The organism is Microbacterium sp. NPDC087592 (genome assembly GCF_044743585.1).
In the GTDB taxonomy this organism is placed as follows: domain Bacteria; phylum Actinomycetota; class Actinomycetes; order Actinomycetales; family Microbacteriaceae; genus Microbacterium.
In genome coordinates this window covers 2,098,226-2,114,686 of the sequence record NZ_JBIUWT010000001.1, presented here as the reverse complement: position 1 = coordinate 2,114,686, position 16,461 = coordinate 2,098,226, and the positions used below count along the sequence as shown (strand labels likewise).

Genomic DNA, 16,461 nt, shown 5'->3' with positions numbered 1-16,461 from the left:
TATGCGGATGACTTCGCGGATGCGATCCTGCCGATCAGGGGGCAGACTGAAGAGATGACCAGCCGTGCCGGCCTCCCCGCGGAGGAAAGTGACCTGATCGACGTCGACGAGCTGATCGCCGCCTACTACGACCGCGCACCGAACCCCGACGTCGCCGCCGAGCGGGTCGTGTTCGGCACCAGCGGCCACCGTGGGTCGTCGCTGTCGAACAGCTTCAACGAGAACCACATCCTCGCCACGACGCAGGCGATCGTGGACTACCGGGCCGCCCAGGGCATCGCCGGTCCGCTGTTCCTCGGTCGCGACACGCATGCGCTGTCACTGCCGGCCGAGCGCAGCGCGATCGAGGTGCTGCTCGCCAACGGCGTGGACGTGCGCGTCGACTCGCGCGACTCCTGGGTGCCGACGCCGGCGCTCAGCCACGCGATCCTCACGTACAACCGCGGCCGCGCGGCGGACGACCCGGGCCGCGCCGACGGCATCGTCGTGACCCCGTCGCACAACCCTCCGCGTGACGGCGGCTTCAAGTACAACCCGCCGCACGGCGGACCGGCCGACACCGATGCCACCGGCTGGATCGCCGACCGGGCGAACGCCCTGATCGCCGCGGGGCTCGAGGGCGTCAAGCTGGTGCGCTTCGCCGACGTCGACTGGGACGGGCTCAACGGCTACGACTTCCGCGACGCCTACGTGCGCGACCTGCCCTCGATCATCGACATCGATGCGATCCGCAACGCCGGGGTCAGCATCGGCGCCGACCCCCTGGGCGGAGCATCCGTCGAGTACTGGTCGCTGATCGCCGAGATGCACGATCTCGACCTCACCGTCGTGAATCCCGAGGTAGACCCGACCTGGCGCTTCATGACCCTGGACTGGGACGAGAAGATCCGGATGGACCCGTCCTCCCCCTCGGCGATGGCCTCGCTGGTCGCGAAGAAAGGCTCCTACGACGTCCTCACGGGGAATGACGCCGATGCCGACCGGCACGGCATCGTCACCCCGGATGCCGGGCTGATGAACCCGAACCACTACCTGGCCGTCGCGATCGACTACCTGTTCTCGCACCGGCAGGACTGGCCGCGGGATGCCGCGATCGGCAAGACGCTCGTGTCGTCGATGATCATCGACCGCGTCGCCGAGTCACTCGGCCGGCGGTTGTTGGAGGTGCCCGTCGGATTCAAGTGGTTCGTGCCCGGTCTGCTCGACGGCTCGGTCGCGTTCGGCGGCGAGGAGTCGGCCGGCGCATCCTTCCTCCGTCGAGACGGCTCCGTCTGGTCGACCGACAAGGACGGCATCCTGCTGTGCCTGCTGGCCGCCGAGATGATCGCCGTCACCGGCAAGACGCCGTCGGAGCGCTACCGCGAGCTGGAGGCTGCCTTCGGCGCATCCGCCTATCAGCGCGTCGATGCGCCCGCCACGCCCGAGCAGAAGGCGACGCTCGCGAAGCTCGCTCCCGAGGCCGTGACGGCGACGACTCTCGCCGGTGAGGACATCTCCGCGAAGCTCTCCCACGCACCGGGCAACGGCGCGGCCATCGGCGGCCTCAAGGTGCAGACCGAGCACGCCTGGTTCGCCGCCCGACCGTCGGGCACCGAAGACGTCTACAAGCTGTACGCCGAGAGCCTGCGCGGCCCGGAGCACCTCGCCGAGGTGCAGGCCGAGGCGCGCGCCGTGGTGTCGGCTGCGCTCGAGGGCTGAGGCAACCGCCACCAAAACGGGTATGTCCCCCAGAAGGGGGACATACTTTTCTCACCTCTACCCGTATCGTCAGTAATGTTTTACACATCACTCACGATAGGGAGAGGCCATCACTATGGAAACGAAGAAGCAGATTCGACTGGGGCTGATCGGAACGTTCAGCGCGATAGCACTGGTCGCGCTCACCGCGCTGCCCGCCGCCGCGATGACGACGTACTACGGCCCGCACGACTGTTACTGGCCCATGCACGCGTATGTGGAAGGCTCCGCTACGAACACCGTGACGCTGAAGATCACCGGGACGGCGCGAACGGGAACCAAGTCCGGAACCTGGGGCAACGGCGCCGTCGCCACCCGCCGCTACGTGAACAGCCCCAACGAGGATCAGCAGAGCGGATCAGCGTACACGAGCGCCTCCCGTTGGGTATATCAAGGCTACGACTGCAGCTACTGAGGTCGGTGATGAAGCGAACCGCAGCGGTGCTACTCAGCGCAATCATCGCAACCCCCGCACTACTCCTCGGAGGATGCGCGAGCTCAGCCCCGGAGCCGCGCGCGACTGCGGAAAGCGTGGATCTGGGGATCGATCCAGAGTTCGGCAGCACCATGGCGTCATGCATGGTCGATCACGGATGGGACGCGGACGTCACCGGCGACGGCGGAGTGTTGAGCAACGTCCCCGATGGACAGGAAGAGCCGTATGACGCAGACCTCGCGGAGTGCGCGAAGGAGAACGGACTCGACAAGATCGCTCCCGCACTCACCGAACCCGAGTTGAGGCTGCTTTATCTCATGGAGCTGGACACGGCCGAGTGCATCCGCGGTCAGGGCCTCGATCCAGGGAGCCCACCGAGCGAGCAGACCTTCGTGGAAGGTGCACTCGCCGATGGGAACGCATGGGACCCGTACGCGGAGGTGTACACGACCTCGAACTCCCAGGTCACCGAAGACGAGTACTTCGCACTTCTCGAAGAGTGCCCTCGGCCGGGATACTAGATGTCGTCATCACCTGTCGACTCGGCATACCGCGAGGACATCGCCGGACGGCCTCGCGGTCGCCTGCGCGGTGCGATGATCCTCGCGGCCATCGCCCTGCTGGTGATCGGTGCCGCGAGTACTTGGGCCGTCGTGACGATCCTCCGTCCCGCCGACGATCCTCTATCCTCGGCGGGACACTCCTTCGTCGCGGTGGAACACGGCAGTGTCGGGTACGCGGTGAGCCTCAACACGATGACTGAGTGGGCGCAGCAGCCCATCGGCACCAACCGTGCCGCCGGTATCGTCACGGATATCGCCGTCGAAGCAGGCACCGCGGTCACCTCCGGCACGGTGCTCTACACCGTCGATCTGCGTCCGGTCGTCGTCGCTCAGGGCGCCGTTCCGATGTTCCGATCCCTCGGTCTCGACAGCGCGGGCGCGGACGTTCGCCAATTGCAGGAGATGCTTCGCGACAGCGGCCAGTACGGCGGCAGCATCGACGGGGTGTTCGGCGAGGGAACCAAGGGCGCCGTCAGCCGCTGGCAGAGGACGCTTGGCGCACAACCGTCGGGGATGGTCGACGTCGGTGACGTCATCTTTGTGCCGTCGCTACCCGCGCGCGTGACGCTCGACACCGCCGTGATCAATCGCGGGGCAACGCTCACCGGGGGCGAGAGTGTCGTACGCGGACTCTCGCCCGCTCCGACATTCCAGATCCCCGTCACCGAGGCTCAGGCGGCGATGATGCCCACCGGAACGAAAGTCGAGATCACCTCTCCGCGCGGAGAGACATGGGAGGCGACCGCCGAAGAACAACTGCGCGGTGACGAAGGCGCCATTGATATCCGTCTGAGCGCACCGGACGGAGAGTTCATCTGCGCAACCGCGTGCAGCGAGATACCGCCTACGGGCACGACCGCCCTCCGTTCACGGATCATCGTCGTCGCCGAAGTCGAAGGACTTGTCGTGCCCTCTGCGGCGCTGGTGACCGTCGCAGACGGATCGACAGCTGTTGTCGATGAGGACGGGCGTGAGGTCGCGGTGAAGGTCGTTGCGTCTGCGAAAGGGATGTCGGCGATCACCGGAGCGCGGCAGGGGTTGCGTGTACAGATCCCCGGGAGTGCGACGAAATGAGTCCCGCGACCGGCATGAGGTTGCGCGCCGATGACCTGACCTTCCGGTACGACGCCGATCATCCGCTCATCGAAGGCTGGTCGGCAGAATTTCCCGCCGGTTCGACAACGGCGCTGACGGGCCGGTCTGGCCGCGGAAAGTCAACGGTGCTGTACCTGCTCGGCCTCATGCTGAAGCCGAGCAGCGGGGAAGTGTTGATCGATGGGACTTCGAGCCGTGTGTTCCGCGATGCGCAGCGCGCGCATCTGCGCGCCGAAAGGTTCGGATTCGTCTTTCAGGATGCCGCCCTCGACACCACGCGATCCGTGCTGGACAACGTCACTGAGACGGCTCTGTACCGCGGACTGCCTCGACACGCTCTCGAGCCGCGAGGACACGAGCTTCTCGCGCGGTTCGGTGTCGATGTGCCGGCGCAACGCAAACCCGGGCAAGTGTCCGGGGGTCAGGCACAGCGCATCGCTCTCTGCCGGGCTCTCCTCAACGCGCCGGACATTCTCTTGGCCGATGAACCCACGGGAAACTTGGACCCGACGACGGCAAGCGTCGTCGTCAAGGCACTGCAGGATCATGCCCGCGCGGGGGCCGCTGTCATCATCGTCACGCACTCCCCCGAGGTCGCGAGCGCGTGCGACCGGGAGATCACACTGTGATCGGTCCTGTTCTCCGCGAATCGCGAGCGGCGATCCGCTCCCAACCGGTGGCTTCCATCATCACGGTCCTGATGGTCGTGGGCATGATCGTCGTCGTCATGCTCACCACCGGGCGCACCGTCGGAGCCGAGCAGAACGTTCTCAACTCCATCGACTCTGCAGGCACGCGCTCGATAACGATCCGCGCCGATCCCGATTCCGGCCTCACCGCCGACGTTCTCGACCGAATCGACGGGATCGAAGGGATCGAGTGGGCCGCGGGCTTGTCGGCTGCGGTGGATGCCACCAATTCGCGCGTGCCAGGCGGGGCGCACGTTCCCGTTCGCCTCGCCTACGGCGCCGACCTCGAGCGACTAGGAATACCCCATGAGTCCCCGTTACCAGGCGCCCTGGTTTGGGAGTCGGATCAGGCAGCGGAGCAGCTCGGCACTCCAGACTTCGTCGGTGGAGTCTCAATCGTCGACTCGGGCGGCGCCTTCGGCATAGGCGGGCGACTTGAGGTTCCAGAATTTCTTCGGAGATTCGAGCCTCTGGCGCTGGTCCCACACCCCGTCGATGGCGACGAGCGAATCGCTGTCCTTATCGTCATCGCCACGTCACCCGAACTCGTCGGCCCGATCAGTGAGACAGTCGTATCTCTGCTCGGCGTCGAGGACGCCTCGAAGACGAAGGTACAGACGAGTGAGGCGCTGGCCGATCTGCGAGGACTAATCGACGCGCAACTCCGCGGATTCTCCCGAGGCCTCGTGATCGCTCTCCTCACTCTGACCGCCCTTCTGGTCGCTGTTCTGCAGTACGGCCTGGTGCTGATGAGGCGAAAGGATTTCGGCCGGAGGAGGGCGCTCGGGGCGAGTCGCGCGCTCATCATCACCCTCCTCCTGATGCAAACCGCGGTGCTCTGCGTCATCGGCACCGGGATCGGAATCGGCATCTCGCTCGTCGCGCTCGCCGCGAGTGGCGACCCCTGGCCAGGGGCGACCTTCACCGGAGCGCTGGCGGTGGTCGCTGTGAACACGGCTCTCGTCGCTGCCATCGCTCCGGCGATTCTGGCGAGCCGTCGAGAACCGATCAACGAACTCCGAATCCCGTGAATTCTGTCGCCAGAACAGGGAGCGCGCGACCTCAGGAGGCGGCGGAGTGAGCCAGCACGGCGCCGGCCTCGCGCAGCCAGCGCGCGGGGTCGACGAGAGCGGCCTCGGAGGAGCCGGCGAGATCGGTGAGAGAAACGGATGCCGCGAACAGCGCGGTGTCCGCATCCGCGGTGATGCGCCCGGCGGCGAGCAGCGCGCGGGTGTCCGCGACGGCGGCGAGACCGGCGAGGAACGAGGGCACCTTGCCGTCGCCGGACTGTCCGTCGTAGGAGCCTTCGCCCGTGATGACGACGTCGGCGTCGGCGATCGCGTCGGCGAGGCCGATGAGCTCGGCCACCTCGGCGGCGCCGGGAGCGAGCACGCCGCCCCACACGACGAGCGCGGCACCGGTGCCTCCCGCCGCGCCGTACCCCTCCCCCGCCGGGTCGATGCCCAGCAGGTCGGCGAGGCGGCGCAGACCGTCGTCGACGAGCGCGATGTCCTCCGTCGCGCGCAGCCCCTTCTGCGGGCCGAACACTGCGGCCGCACCCCGTGGGCCGGTGAGCGGGTTGGTGACGTCGGTCAGCACACGCACCTCGGGCGCCGCTCGCAACCCCGTCAGGTCGACCGAGGCGATCTCGGCGAGCCCTCGGGCACCGCGGGCCACGGGGGCGCCGGAATCGTCGAGGAACCGCGCACCCAGCGCGGTGAGCATCCCGGTGCCGCCGTCGGTCGAGGCGCTCGATCCGATGCCGACCACGAGACACGAGACACCGTGATCGAGGGCTGAGGCCATGGCCTGGCCGAGGCCCGTCGTGTCAGCATCCCAGGGCCGCAGCTCGTCGAGGAGCTCGATTCCGGAGGTCGAACCGAGGTCGACCACCGCGGTTCCCGCGGGCGCATCCTCGCTCGGCGGCAGCAGCAGCCACGAGGTGTCGATGCGGGTGCCGGCAGGCCCGTCGACGACCACGGGCATCCGAACCGCACCGGGGACCGCGGCCTCGAACGCGGCGACCGTGCCCTCGCCGCCGTCTGCCATCGGTCGATGCACGAACTCCGCGGCCGGATCGACCGCGGTCCATCCCTCGGCGAGCGCCGCCGCGGCGTCGGCCGCCGTGAGCGTGCCCTTGAAGCTGTCGGGCGCCAGCACCACGCGGGTCATCGGGGGATCGCGGGAGTGCTCGCCCGCACGACGACTTCGAGCGGGAGCGGCGACTGCTCCCAATCGGCGTCGACCGTCGCGCGGAAGGCCTGGTAGCCCACCTCGGTCAGCGGTACGCGGACGGTCGTCAACGCCGGGGACACGTCGCTGCTCGCGGGCACGTCGTCGAAGCCGCAGACGGCGATGTCCGCGCCGATCTCGCGACCGGCCTCGCGGATGGCGGACATCGCACCGATCGCGACGACATCGCTGATCGCGAAGACGAGGGTTCCCGCCGGCACCCCGTCGGCGAGGGCGGCCGCCATGCCCGCCGCACCCGATTCGCGCCGGAAGTCCCCCCGCCGCACGCTCTCCACCGCGCCCCCGGAGGCCTCGAACCCGGCGCGGAAACCGGCCAGACGATCATCCGAGGTGCGCACGCCCTCGGCGGTGCCGAGCACGATCGCTGAGCGGTAGCCGAGCTCGGCCATCCGCCGACCGAGCGCCTCGGCGCCGGAACGGTTGTCGATCTCGATGCGCCGATCCGCGTCGCCGTCCGGCCCGAAAGCGACGACCGTGCCGCCCAGGCGGGCGAACTCGGCGAGCTCGTGCGCGGTGTCGACCTCCCTGGGCTCCTGCGTGCGCGAGGCCGCGAGGATCAGCCCGCGCGGACGCTGGCCGCGCAGAGCACGCACGATCCGCGCTTCCCGCTCCTGATCGCGTTCGGTGATCGCGATGGTCACGACCAGTCCGTGCTCGTCGGCACCACGCGCGACGCCGGATGCGATCAGCCCGAAGTAGGGGTCGGCGATGTCGGCGACGAGCAGGGCGATGACGGGAGACGTTCCCCGGGCGATCGCCTGGGCGGAGACATTGGCCGTGTAGCCGAGCTTCGCGGCCGCGGCTTCGACGCGTTCGCGGAACGACTCGGCCACCTTGCGCTCCGAGCCGTTGAGCGCGCGCGAGGCCGTCGCCAGGGAGACACCGGCTTCCCGCGCCACATCGTGCAGCGTGGGCGCGGGGCCGCGGGGATGACGCGAGGCGCGCTCCGACGAAGGCCGCTCCGCGGGCGATGCGGGGTTGGTCATGTCTCCGAGCCTACTTCCCGGAAATTCGTCACGCGGGCCTCTCCAGATAGTCGCGCAGCGCTGCCGCCTCGCGGGCGAGCAGGGCCGGATCGTCGCCGGGCACGAACTCGAGAAGCGCATCCCGTGGGGGCGCCGCGGCCGATGCCGCCGCCGCGAAGAACCGGGTCCACAGCGCGTCCCGCGCGCGCAGGGGCAGCCGCTCGTCCTGTGGCCACCAGGAGAAGACGTGGGCCGCCCGCGTGTGCGCGGCGAGCGCGAGGTACTCCTCCAGCACGGTGTCGACGGAGGCTCCGACCGTCGGCTGCCAGTAGGTCGACAGCGCCGGGCTGCCGACCTCGGCGAGGAGCCGCAGCGTCGTCGGCGCCGTGTCGGCGAGCGTGCGGGAGTGGAACTCGAGAGCGAGGGCGATGCCGCGGCCCGCCGCCTCTGCTGCCGCGGCCTGCAGTCGGTCGACCACCGCGCTCCAGTCGTCGGGGGTCGCGGCATCCGAGCCGATCCTGCCTGCCCAGATGCGCACACGATCGGCTCCGAGGGCCTCGGCGCTGTCGAGCACCGGGGTCAGGGGCTCGTCCGCTCCGGCGCGGAAATACGACCCGTACGACGCGACCGCGAGGCCCGCGTCCGCGGTGAGGTGGGCGACCTCCCCGGCTCGGACGACGTCTCCCGACGGCACGTGCACATCGCCGCCCCACTCGATCGCCTCGAGCCCGGCATCCGCTGCGAGCTCGATGATCCGCTCGGGCGCGAGCGCGCGGAAGGTCACCGAGCACAGTCCTGGGCGGGTGCGGGTCATGGCGTCATCCTCTCAGTCCCGTTCCTGCCGGTGACCGGCGGGCGTCATCCGAGGTGCGGGGAGACGGCCGCGGCGAAGGTGTCAGCCGTGCGGCGCACGACGTTCGAAGGAGCATCCGCCCAGATGTCGGCGTTGAAGATCTCGACCTCGATGTCGCGGTCGTACCCGGTCGCGATGACCGCACGGGTGAGCGAGCCGAAGTCGATCACCCCGTCGCCGGTGTAATGCCGCGAGAGCAGCACGTCGGACGGGAGGGGCGTCTTCCAGTCGCACACCTGGTAGGTGGCGATGCGGCCTTCGCGACCCGCGCGGGCGATCTGCTCGAGCACCTGCGGGTCCCACCAGATGTGGAAGGTGTCGACCGCCGCCCCCACCACCTCGGGCTCGAAATCGGCGGCGATGTCGAGCGCCTGACCGAGCGTCGAGACGACGGCACGATCGGAGGCGAACATCGGGTGCAGCGGCTCGATCGCGAGTGTGACCCCCGCGGCCTTCGCCTCGGGAGCGAGAACGCCGATCGCATCGCGGACACGCTCGCGCGCCCCGATCAGGTCGCGCGACCCCTCAGGCAGGCCACCCGCGACGAGCACGAGCACCGCAGTCGAGCCCTCGGCACCGGCGGCGGCCAGGGTCGCGGTCTCCTCGATCGCCCGACGGTTGTCGTCGAGCGCGGCATCCCGCTCCGCCCCGGCCGGCAGCGTGAAGAAGCCGCCACGGCAGTGGGTCGTGAAGCGCAGCCCCGAGTCCGACAGCATCCGGGCCGCGATGTCGAGGCCGACCTCGTTGACCGGCTCGCGCCACAGTCCGATCGCCTGGATGCCGGCGTCGGCGGTGACCCGCAGGGCCGTGGCCAGGTCGGCGTACTTGATGGTCGCCTGGTTGATCGACAGGCGCGGATCCACGGCGCTCACGCGTCCACTCCGTTCAGGCGCAGCATCCCGTGCCACCGTTCGCGGGCGAGGTCGGGCTGCTCGAGCGCGAGCGAGGCGTTGGCGAGCTCGACGATGCGGCTCAGATGCGGCAGGCTGCGCGCGGAGTGCAGGCCTCCCACCATCTGGAACGCCGGTTGGTGCCCGTTCAGCCAGGCGAGGAAGGCGACACCGGTCTTGTAGTAGAAGGTCGGCGCGGCGAAGACCTGTCGGCTGAGCTCCTCGGTCGGGCCGAGGATGCGCAGGTACGCCTCCGGGTCGCCGGCATCCAGCGCCTGGATCGCCGCCGACGCCACCGGGGTGATCGCCGCGAACGCCCCCAGCAGTGCGTCCGAGTGCCCCGCGCCGTCGCCGACGGTGTCGCCGCCGATCAGGCTCACGTAGTTGAAGTCGTCGCCGGTGAACATGCGCACGCCCTCGGGCAGTCGCTCCCGCACCGAGATCTCGGACTCGGCGTTCAGCAGACTCATCTTGACGCCGGCGACCTTGTCGGGGTTCTCCGCGATCACATCGAGCAGCACTGCGGATGCCGTCTGCCAGTCGTCGGCGCCGAAGTATCCGGCCAGCTCGGGGTCGAAGGCCGTGCCGAGCCAGTGCAGCACCACGGGCACGGTCGCGCGCGACAGCACCTCACGGTAGACGCGACGGTAGTCGTCGGCGCCCGTCGCGACACGGGCGAGGTGGCGGGAGGCCATGAGCACGGGGCCGGCCCCCTGCTCCTCGGTGAAGTGCAGCTGCTCGAGGTAGGCGGCGATGACCTGTTCGAGTGAGATGTGCGTCTCGGCGACGTGGTCGGTGTTGACGCCGACGACGACCGAGCCGCCCTCCTCCCGGGCGACCTCGGCGCTGCGGGCGATCAACTCGCGGGTGGCCGCGGCATCCAGTCCCATGTTCCGCTGTGCGGTGTCCATCGCGTCGGCGACGCCGAGCCCCCACGAGTACACGTTGCGGCGGAACGCGAGCGTGGCGTCCCAGTCGATGTCGGCCGGCTGCCCCGGGGTGTTGTCGGCGTGCGCCTTCGGCACCACGTGCGCGGCGGCGTAGGCGACCCGGCTCTGCAGCGGGGTGGTCGGACGGGTGTACGCGCCCGAGTCGTTGAGGGAGACGTCGGCGGTCTCCCCGGTCGCGCGGAGAAGTCGGAGGGTGCTCATGCGCGCCTCAGCCCAGCGTCAGCGGCTCGAGGGCGATCTTGCGGCCCTCGGCACTCGATGTCAGACCGGCCTCGGCGAACTGCACACCGCGGGCGCCGGCGAGCAGGTCGAACGGATAGTCGGTGCCCTCGACGTAGGAGACCAGGTACTCCTCCCACTGCTGACGGAATCCGTTGAGGAACACGTCGTTGGTGGGCACCTTCTGCCAGTCGGCGTCGTAGTCGCGGGTGTCTTCCAGGTCGGGGTTCCAGACCGGCTTGGGCGTGGCGTTGCGGGGCTGGATCTTCGCACCGAACAGCCCGACCACGGCCGATCCGTGCGTGCCGTCGACCTGGAACTCGACGAGCTCGTCGCGGTTCACCCGCACGGTCCACGACGAGTTGATCTCGGCGATCACGCCGCCCTCGATCTCGAAGATGCCGTAGGCGGCGTCTTCGGCCGTGGCGGTGTAGTGCTCGCCCTTCTCGTCCCAGCGGTCGGCGATGTGCACGGCCGCCTGCGCGTATACGCTCTTGACCTCGCCGAAGAGGTTCTCGAGCACGTAGTTCCAGTGCGGGAACATGTCGGTGATGATGCCGCCGCCGTCTTCGGTGCGGTAGTTCCAGCTCGGGCGCTGGGCCGGCTGCCAGTCGCCCTCGAACACCCAGTAGCCGAACTCGCCGCGCACCGAGAGGATGCGGCCGAAGAACCCGGAGTCGATCAGGCGCTTGAGCTTCTGCAGGCCCGGCAGGTAGAGCTTGTCGTGCACGACGCCGGTCTTGATGCCGGCGTCCTTCGCGAGGCGGGCGAGCTCGAGCGCCTCCTCCAGAGACTCGGCGGTGGGCTTCTCGGTGTAGATGGCCTTGCCCGCGGCGATGGCCTTGCGGATCGCGGTGGCGCGGGCCTTGGTCACCAGGAAGTCGGCGTAGATCTCCCACTGGGGGTCGGCGAGGGCGGCGTCGAGATCGGTCGTCCAGTCCTCGATGCCGTGCTTCGCGGCGAGCTCGGCGAGCTTGGCCTCGCTGCGACCGACGAGGATCGGCTTCACCGTGATGCGGGAGCCGTCGGGCAGCTCGATGCCGCCCTCCTCGCGGATCGCGAGGATCGAGCGCACCAGGTGCTGCCGGTATCCCATGCGTCCGGAGACGCCGTTCATGATGATGCCGATCTCGCGGGTGTTCGCCTGGGCCATGGTGTTCCGTTTCTTTCGCGGGAAGCTGTCGGTGCTTCCTCTCGACCGTGAGTGGAAAGCGCTTTCCGAGATCATGCCACGAGACGAGAGCCGAACGCAACCGAAGCGCTTTCGCGCCCGAGGTCAGCCCGCGCTGTCGCGCTCGACGAGCTCGGTCGGGATGACCGCGGAGCCCTCGGACCGCGGGGCACCCTCGATCGCATCGACCAGCGCTGCGACCGCACGGTGGGCGAGGGCGGCGAAGTCCTGCCGGATCGTGGTCAGCGGCGGACGGTAGTTCGCCGCATCCGGCACGTCGTCGAAGCCGATGACCGCGACATCCTCGGGCACCCGGCGGCCGGACTCGGCCAGGGCGCGCATCAGTCCGAGCGCCATCTGGTCATTGGCGCAGAAGACCGCGGAAGCTCCGGCGAGCGCTCCCCCCGCCGAGTATCCCGAGTCGGCACTCCAGTCACCGCGGACCACGGCGGGCGGGTGGATGCCGGCGGTGCTGAGGGCCACTCGCCACCCCCGTTCGCGTTCGGCGGCCGCGAAGGAATCTTCGGGGCCGGCGAGGTGTTGCACCGTCTCGCGTCCGAGGGCGAGGAGCCGAGCCGTCGCCGCAGCCGCACCGCCCGCATGGTCGCTGTGCACGGAGGTGACCCCCGCGTCGGTCGGCGCATCGACCACGACCAGGCGCAGTCCCTCGGGGGGCTGCGTCGCGGGCACGAGTGCCGAGGCCTCGTTGAGCACGATCGCGCCGTCGACCTCCTGCTCGGCGAGCCGCTCGAACGCCTCGGCGACGCCGTCGGTCGCGGTCACGAGCGTCAGGGCGTATCCGCGTTCCGCCGCCGCTTCGGCCGTGGCCTGCAGCATCCGCGAGTTGCCGACCGTGGCGAGGGTGGTGACGACGAGGCCGATGGTCTGCGAGCGTCCGGTGCGCAGGGCGCGGGCGGCACGGTGCGGGCGATACCCGAGGTCGGCCATCGCGCTCTCGACGCGGGCGCGGGTGTCCGGGTCGACACGCGGGCTGCCGTTGACGACGCGCGACACGGTCTGGCCCGAGACCCCGGCGCGGGCGGCGACCATGGCCATCGATACACGCCCGGACGGTGATGCGTGCCGTCCCGAGCGCGGTTCCCCGACCAGGTCGCGTTCGTCTCCCACGCACTTTCTCCGTTCGCCGCCCGTGCACAACTCCGCAATGTTGACGTTATCACGGCCCTGTGGCTACCATGTTTACGTGAACACGCACGATCTTTCTGAGTTGCGCACCGAGACCCTCGGCGCCGGCGTCGTCAAACGCGCCACCACCCTCGCCGACGGCCGCGACCTCATCTACTACGACGATCCGGGCACCGCGCTCGGAGCCGAGCGCGCCGTCGATGCCCGCACCCTCGACCCGCGCCCCGACACCGCGACGATGCGCCTCGACGTGCTCACCGGCGACTGGATCACGGTCGCCGCCAACCGGCAGAACCGCGTCATGATGCCCAGCGCCGACGCGGACCCGCTCGCGCCGCAGACACCGGGCAACCCCTCCGAGGTGCCGTCGCGCTACGACGTCGCGGTGTTCGAGAACCGCTCCCCCGCATTCGGCCCCGCCCTCGCCGAGGCCGTCGGCACCGCGCCGCAGGCATCGAACGCGCCGCGCGGCCTCGACGACCTCGCCGCCCTGGGCCTCGGTCGCACCCGCACGTCGGTCGGCCGCTGCGAGGTGGTCTGCTTCAGTCCCGACCACTCCGGCTCCTTCGGCACGCAGTCCGTCACCCGCGCTCGCACGGTCATCGAGGCCTGGGCCGACCGCACGGCCGCGATCTCGAAGCTGCCCGGCATCCAGCAGATCTTCCCGTTCGAGAACCGCGGCGAGGCGATCGGGGTCACCCTGCCGCACCCGCACGGCCAGATCTACGCCTACCCCTACGTGACGCCGCGCACCACGCGACTGCTCGAGTCGATCGACCGCACCGCGCCCGACCTGTTCCAGCACATCCTCGAGTCCGAGCAGGCCTCCGAGCGCGTGGTGTTCCGCGGCGAGCACTGGACGGCCTTCGTCCCCTTCGCCGCCCGCTGGCCGCTCGAGGTGCACCTGATGCCGCACCGCCACGTGCCCGACTTCGCCGAGACGACCGAGGCCGAACGAGACGAGCTGGCCCCGCTCTACCTGCGCCTGCTCCGCGGCGTGGATGCCCTGTACGACACCCCGACCCCGTACATCGCCGCCTGGCACCAGGCGCCCGTGCACATCGGCCGCGACACCGTGCGCCTGCACCTGCAGCTGACGAGCCCGCGCCGGGCCGCTGACAAGCTGAAGTTCCTCGCCGGTTCCGAGGCCGCGATGGGGGCGTGGGCCGCCGAGGTCCCGCCGGAGGTGGGCGCCGCACGCCTCCGCGAGGCGATCGAACGCTCATCCCCGAACCAGACCCCGAACCCGACCTCCGACGGAGCATCCGCATGACCGCCGCCCACGACGACGCCCGCGCACTGTTCGCCGACCTCACCGGCCGCGAGCCCGACGGCCTCTGGTCGGCACCGGGCCGCGTCAACCTCATCGGCGAGCACACCGACTACAACGACGGCTTCGTGCTGCCGTTCGCCATCCCGCAGCGCACGGTCGCCGCGGTCGGGCTGCGCGGCGACGATCGCGGCCGGGTCCTGGTCGGTTCGACCTTCGCCGAGGAGCCGGTCGAGGTCGGCCTGGACGAGCTCGACGGACTCTTCCCGACCGCGCCGGGCACACACCCCGCCGTCCCGGAGTGGGCCGCGTACCCGCTGGGCGTGGCCTGGGCGCTGCGGCACGCGACCGCCGAAGACGGCCCGTTCCGCGGCCTCGACATCGCGATCGCCTCCGACGTGCCGGTGGGGGCCGGGCTCTCCTCGTCCGCCGCGATCGAGGGGGCGACGGCATCCGCCCTGAACGAGCTCTGGGGCACCGGCCTCGACGCCACGGCTCTGGCCCGCGTCGGACGCCGTGCCGAGAACGAGGCCGTCGGAGCTCCCACCGGGATCATGGACCAGATGGCGTCGATGCTCGGACAGCCCGACACCGCGATCTTCCTCGACTGCCGCTCGCTCGAGGCCCGGCCGGTGCCGCTCGGCATCGCCGAAGCCGGACTCGCGATCCTCGTGATCGACACCCGTGTCAAGCACGCCCACTCCACGGGCGGCTATCGCGAACGCCGGGCATCGTGCGAACTCGGAGCATCGCTCATGGGCGTGCCTGCCCTGCGCGACGTGTCGATCGCCGAACTCCCCCGCGCTCAGGAGTTGATGGACGACGTGACCTTCCGCCGCGTGCGTCACATCGTCACCGAGAACCAGCGCGTGCTCGACACGGTCCAGGTGCTGCAGGAGCAGGGTGCCAGGGCCATCGGCGACCTCCTCGTGGCATCGCACGTGTCGATGCGTGAGGACTTCGAGATCTCGACCGTCGAGCTCGACACCGCCGTCGACACCGCACTGGCCGCCGGCGCTCTCGGCGCCCGCATGACCGGTGGGGGTTTCGGGGGAGCCGCGATCGCGCTGATCGAGCAGGATGCCGTCGAGGCGGTGTCGGGTGCCGTGACCGCCGCGTTCGCCGCCTCGGGATTCGGCGCCCCGCACCTGTTCACGGTCACCCCCTCCGCAGGTCCGCTCCGCGACGCCTGAGAGAATGATCGATCGAGCCGCGATCACTCCGCGGCAGGAGAGGAATGCAATGTCCTGGATCGTCACCGGCGGCGCCGGCTACATCGGAGCCCACGTCGTGCGGGCCCTCGCAGAAGCCGGGCTCACCCCGGTCGTGCTCGACGACCTCTCCAGCGGCGTCGCGTCGTTCGTGCCCGAGGGCGTGCCGTTCGTGCAGGGCAGCATCCTCGATCGCGACCTGGTCGAGAAGACGTTGCGCGACCACGACGCCCAGGGCGTCATCCACGTCGCCGGGTACAAGTACGCGGGCGTCTCGGTGCAGCGCCCGCTGCACACCTACGCGCAGAACGTCGCGGGCACCCGGATCATCCTCGAGGCGATGGAAGCCGCGGGCGTCTCGAACATCGTGTTCTCCTCTTCGGCCGCCGTGTTCGGCACCCCCGACGTCGCGCTCGTCGTCGAGGACACCGCCAAGAAGCCGGCCAGCCCCTACGGCGAATCGAAGCTCATCGGCGAATGGCTGCTGCGCGACCAGGCGATCGCGACGGCCGACTCCGCGCGTCCGCTGCGGCACACCTCGCTGCGGTACTTCAACGTGGTGGGCTCCGCCGACCCGACCGTCTACGACGTCAGCCCGCACAACCTCTTCCCGATCGTGTTCGAGGCGCTGCTCGCGGGCAAGACCCCGAAGATCTTCGGTGACGACTACGACACCGCAGACGGCACGAATGTGCGCGACTACGTGCACGTGGGCGACATCGCCGCCGCGCACGTCGCCGCCGCCCAGCGCCTCGCCGACGGAAGCCCCATCGAGGCGGCGTACAACCTCGGCTCCGGTGACGGGCTCAGCGTGAAGCAGATCATGGATGCCGTCGCCCGCGTGACCGGCATCGACTTCACCCCCGAGATCGGCCCCCGCCGCCCCGGCGACCCCGACCGCATCGTCGCCACCGGCGAGCTCGCCGCCCGCGACCTCGACTGGACCATGCGGTACACGGTCGACGAGATGGTGCGCACGGGGTGGGAGGCGCGGCAGGCGGCGTCGGCCTGAC

General features: G+C 70.0%; 16 protein-coding genes. 9 read left to right on the top strand and 7 right to left on the bottom strand.

Annotated features, from left to right (window positions below):
• The first annotated feature begins 54 nt into the window (after positions 1-54).
• From pgm to ACIOTO_RS10010, 6 genes are all read left to right on the top strand, one after another.
• The gene (gene pgm, locus ACIOTO_RS10035) at positions 55-1,698 is read left to right on the top strand and encodes a phosphoglucomutase (alpha-D-glucose-1,6-bisphosphate-dependent) (RefSeq protein WP_400857676.1); all 1,644 of its coding nucleotides are present in this window, start codon (positions 55-57) and stop codon (positions 1,696-1,698) included.
• A gap of 115 nt (positions 1,699-1,813) precedes the next feature.
• Positions 1,814-2,152, top strand: a complete 339-nt coding sequence (locus ACIOTO_RS10030) for a hypothetical protein (protein WP_105711939.1) — start codon at positions 1,814-1,816, stop codon at positions 2,150-2,152.
• A 5-nt stretch (positions 2,153-2,157) separates the two neighbouring features.
• Positions 2,158-2,694, top strand: coding sequence for a hypothetical protein (locus ACIOTO_RS10025; RefSeq protein ID WP_146114865.1), 537 nt, complete (start codon positions 2,158-2,160; stop codon positions 2,692-2,694).
• On the top strand, positions 2,695-3,810 hold the full coding sequence (locus tag ACIOTO_RS10020) for a peptidoglycan-binding protein (protein ID WP_105711941.1): 1,116 nt from the start codon (positions 2,695-2,697) through the stop codon (positions 3,808-3,810).
• 14 nt (positions 3,811-3,824) lie between these two features.
• The gene (locus tag ACIOTO_RS10015; RefSeq protein ID WP_400857675.1) at positions 3,825-4,460 is read left to right on the top strand and encodes an ABC transporter ATP-binding protein; all 636 of its coding nucleotides are present in this window, start codon (positions 3,825-3,827) and stop codon (positions 4,458-4,460) included.
• Between the two features lie 47 nt (positions 4,461-4,507).
• The gene (locus ACIOTO_RS10010; RefSeq protein ID WP_258134250.1) at positions 4,508-5,551 is read left to right on the top strand and encodes an ABC transporter permease; all 1,044 of its coding nucleotides are present in this window, start codon (positions 4,508-4,510) and stop codon (positions 5,549-5,551) included.
• A gap of 31 nt (positions 5,552-5,582) precedes the next feature.
• On the opposite strand, the gene ACIOTO_RS10005 is transcribed toward ACIOTO_RS10010, so the two are convergent.
• The 7 genes from ACIOTO_RS10005 to ACIOTO_RS09975 form a co-directional block, all read right to left on the bottom strand.
• Positions 5,583-6,692, bottom strand: coding sequence for a glycerate kinase (locus ACIOTO_RS10005; protein ID WP_400857673.1), 1,110 nt, complete (start codon positions 6,690-6,692; stop codon positions 5,583-5,585).
• Positions 6,689-7,759: a LacI family DNA-binding transcriptional regulator gene (locus tag ACIOTO_RS10000; RefSeq protein WP_262001563.1), complete on the bottom strand. Its 1,071-nt coding sequence runs from the start codon at positions 7,757-7,759 to the stop codon at positions 6,689-6,691. Before ACIOTO_RS10000 ends, ACIOTO_RS10005 begins: the two co-directional genes overlap by 4 nt.
• A 28-nt stretch (positions 7,760-7,787) precedes the next feature.
• Positions 7,788-8,552 (bottom strand): sugar phosphate isomerase/epimerase, encoded by a 765-nt coding sequence (locus ACIOTO_RS09995; protein ID WP_262001564.1) that lies wholly within the window; start codon positions 8,550-8,552, stop codon positions 7,788-7,790.
• A 44-nt stretch (positions 8,553-8,596) separates the two neighbouring features.
• On the bottom strand, positions 8,597-9,463 hold the full coding sequence (locus ACIOTO_RS09990; RefSeq protein ID WP_372468837.1) for a sugar phosphate isomerase/epimerase family protein: 867 nt from the start codon (positions 9,461-9,463) through the stop codon (positions 8,597-8,599).
• Positions 9,460-10,632 carry a dihydrodipicolinate synthase family protein gene (locus tag ACIOTO_RS09985; protein WP_400857672.1) on the bottom strand — a complete coding sequence of 391 codons (1,173 nt, stop codon included), beginning with the start codon at positions 10,630-10,632 and terminating at the stop codon, positions 9,460-9,462. Before ACIOTO_RS09985 ends, ACIOTO_RS09990 begins: the two co-directional genes overlap by 4 nt.
• Before the next feature lie 7 nt (positions 10,633-10,639).
• Positions 10,640-11,803 (bottom strand): Gfo/Idh/MocA family protein, encoded by a 1,164-nt coding sequence (locus ACIOTO_RS09980; RefSeq protein ID WP_400857671.1) that lies wholly within the window; start codon positions 11,801-11,803, stop codon positions 10,640-10,642.
• Between the two features lie 123 nt (positions 11,804-11,926).
• Positions 11,927-12,877, bottom strand: a complete 951-nt coding sequence (locus tag ACIOTO_RS09975; protein WP_400857670.1) for a LacI family DNA-binding transcriptional regulator — start codon at positions 12,875-12,877, stop codon at positions 11,927-11,929.
• Positions 12,878-13,025: 148 nt separating this feature from the next.
• Between ACIOTO_RS09975 and galT the strand changes: the two genes are divergently transcribed.
• The 3 genes from galT to galE are packed head-to-tail and all read left to right on the top strand — an operon-like array spanning position 13,026 to position 16,460.
• On the top strand, positions 13,026-14,240 hold the full coding sequence (gene galT, locus ACIOTO_RS09970; RefSeq protein ID WP_400857669.1) for a galactose-1-phosphate uridylyltransferase: 1,215 nt from the start codon (positions 13,026-13,028) through the stop codon (positions 14,238-14,240).
• Positions 14,237-15,430 (top strand): galactokinase, encoded by a 1,194-nt coding sequence (gene galK / locus ACIOTO_RS09965; RefSeq protein WP_400857668.1) that lies wholly within the window; start codon positions 14,237-14,239, stop codon positions 15,428-15,430. The genes galT and galK overlap by 4 nt, the downstream gene beginning before the upstream one ends.
• 49 nt (positions 15,431-15,479) lie before the next feature.
• The gene (galE, locus tag ACIOTO_RS09960; RefSeq protein ID WP_400857667.1) at positions 15,480-16,460 is read left to right on the top strand and encodes a UDP-glucose 4-epimerase GalE; all 981 of its coding nucleotides are present in this window, start codon (positions 15,480-15,482) and stop codon (positions 16,458-16,460) included.
• The last annotated feature ends 1 nt before the right edge of the window (position 16,461 follow it).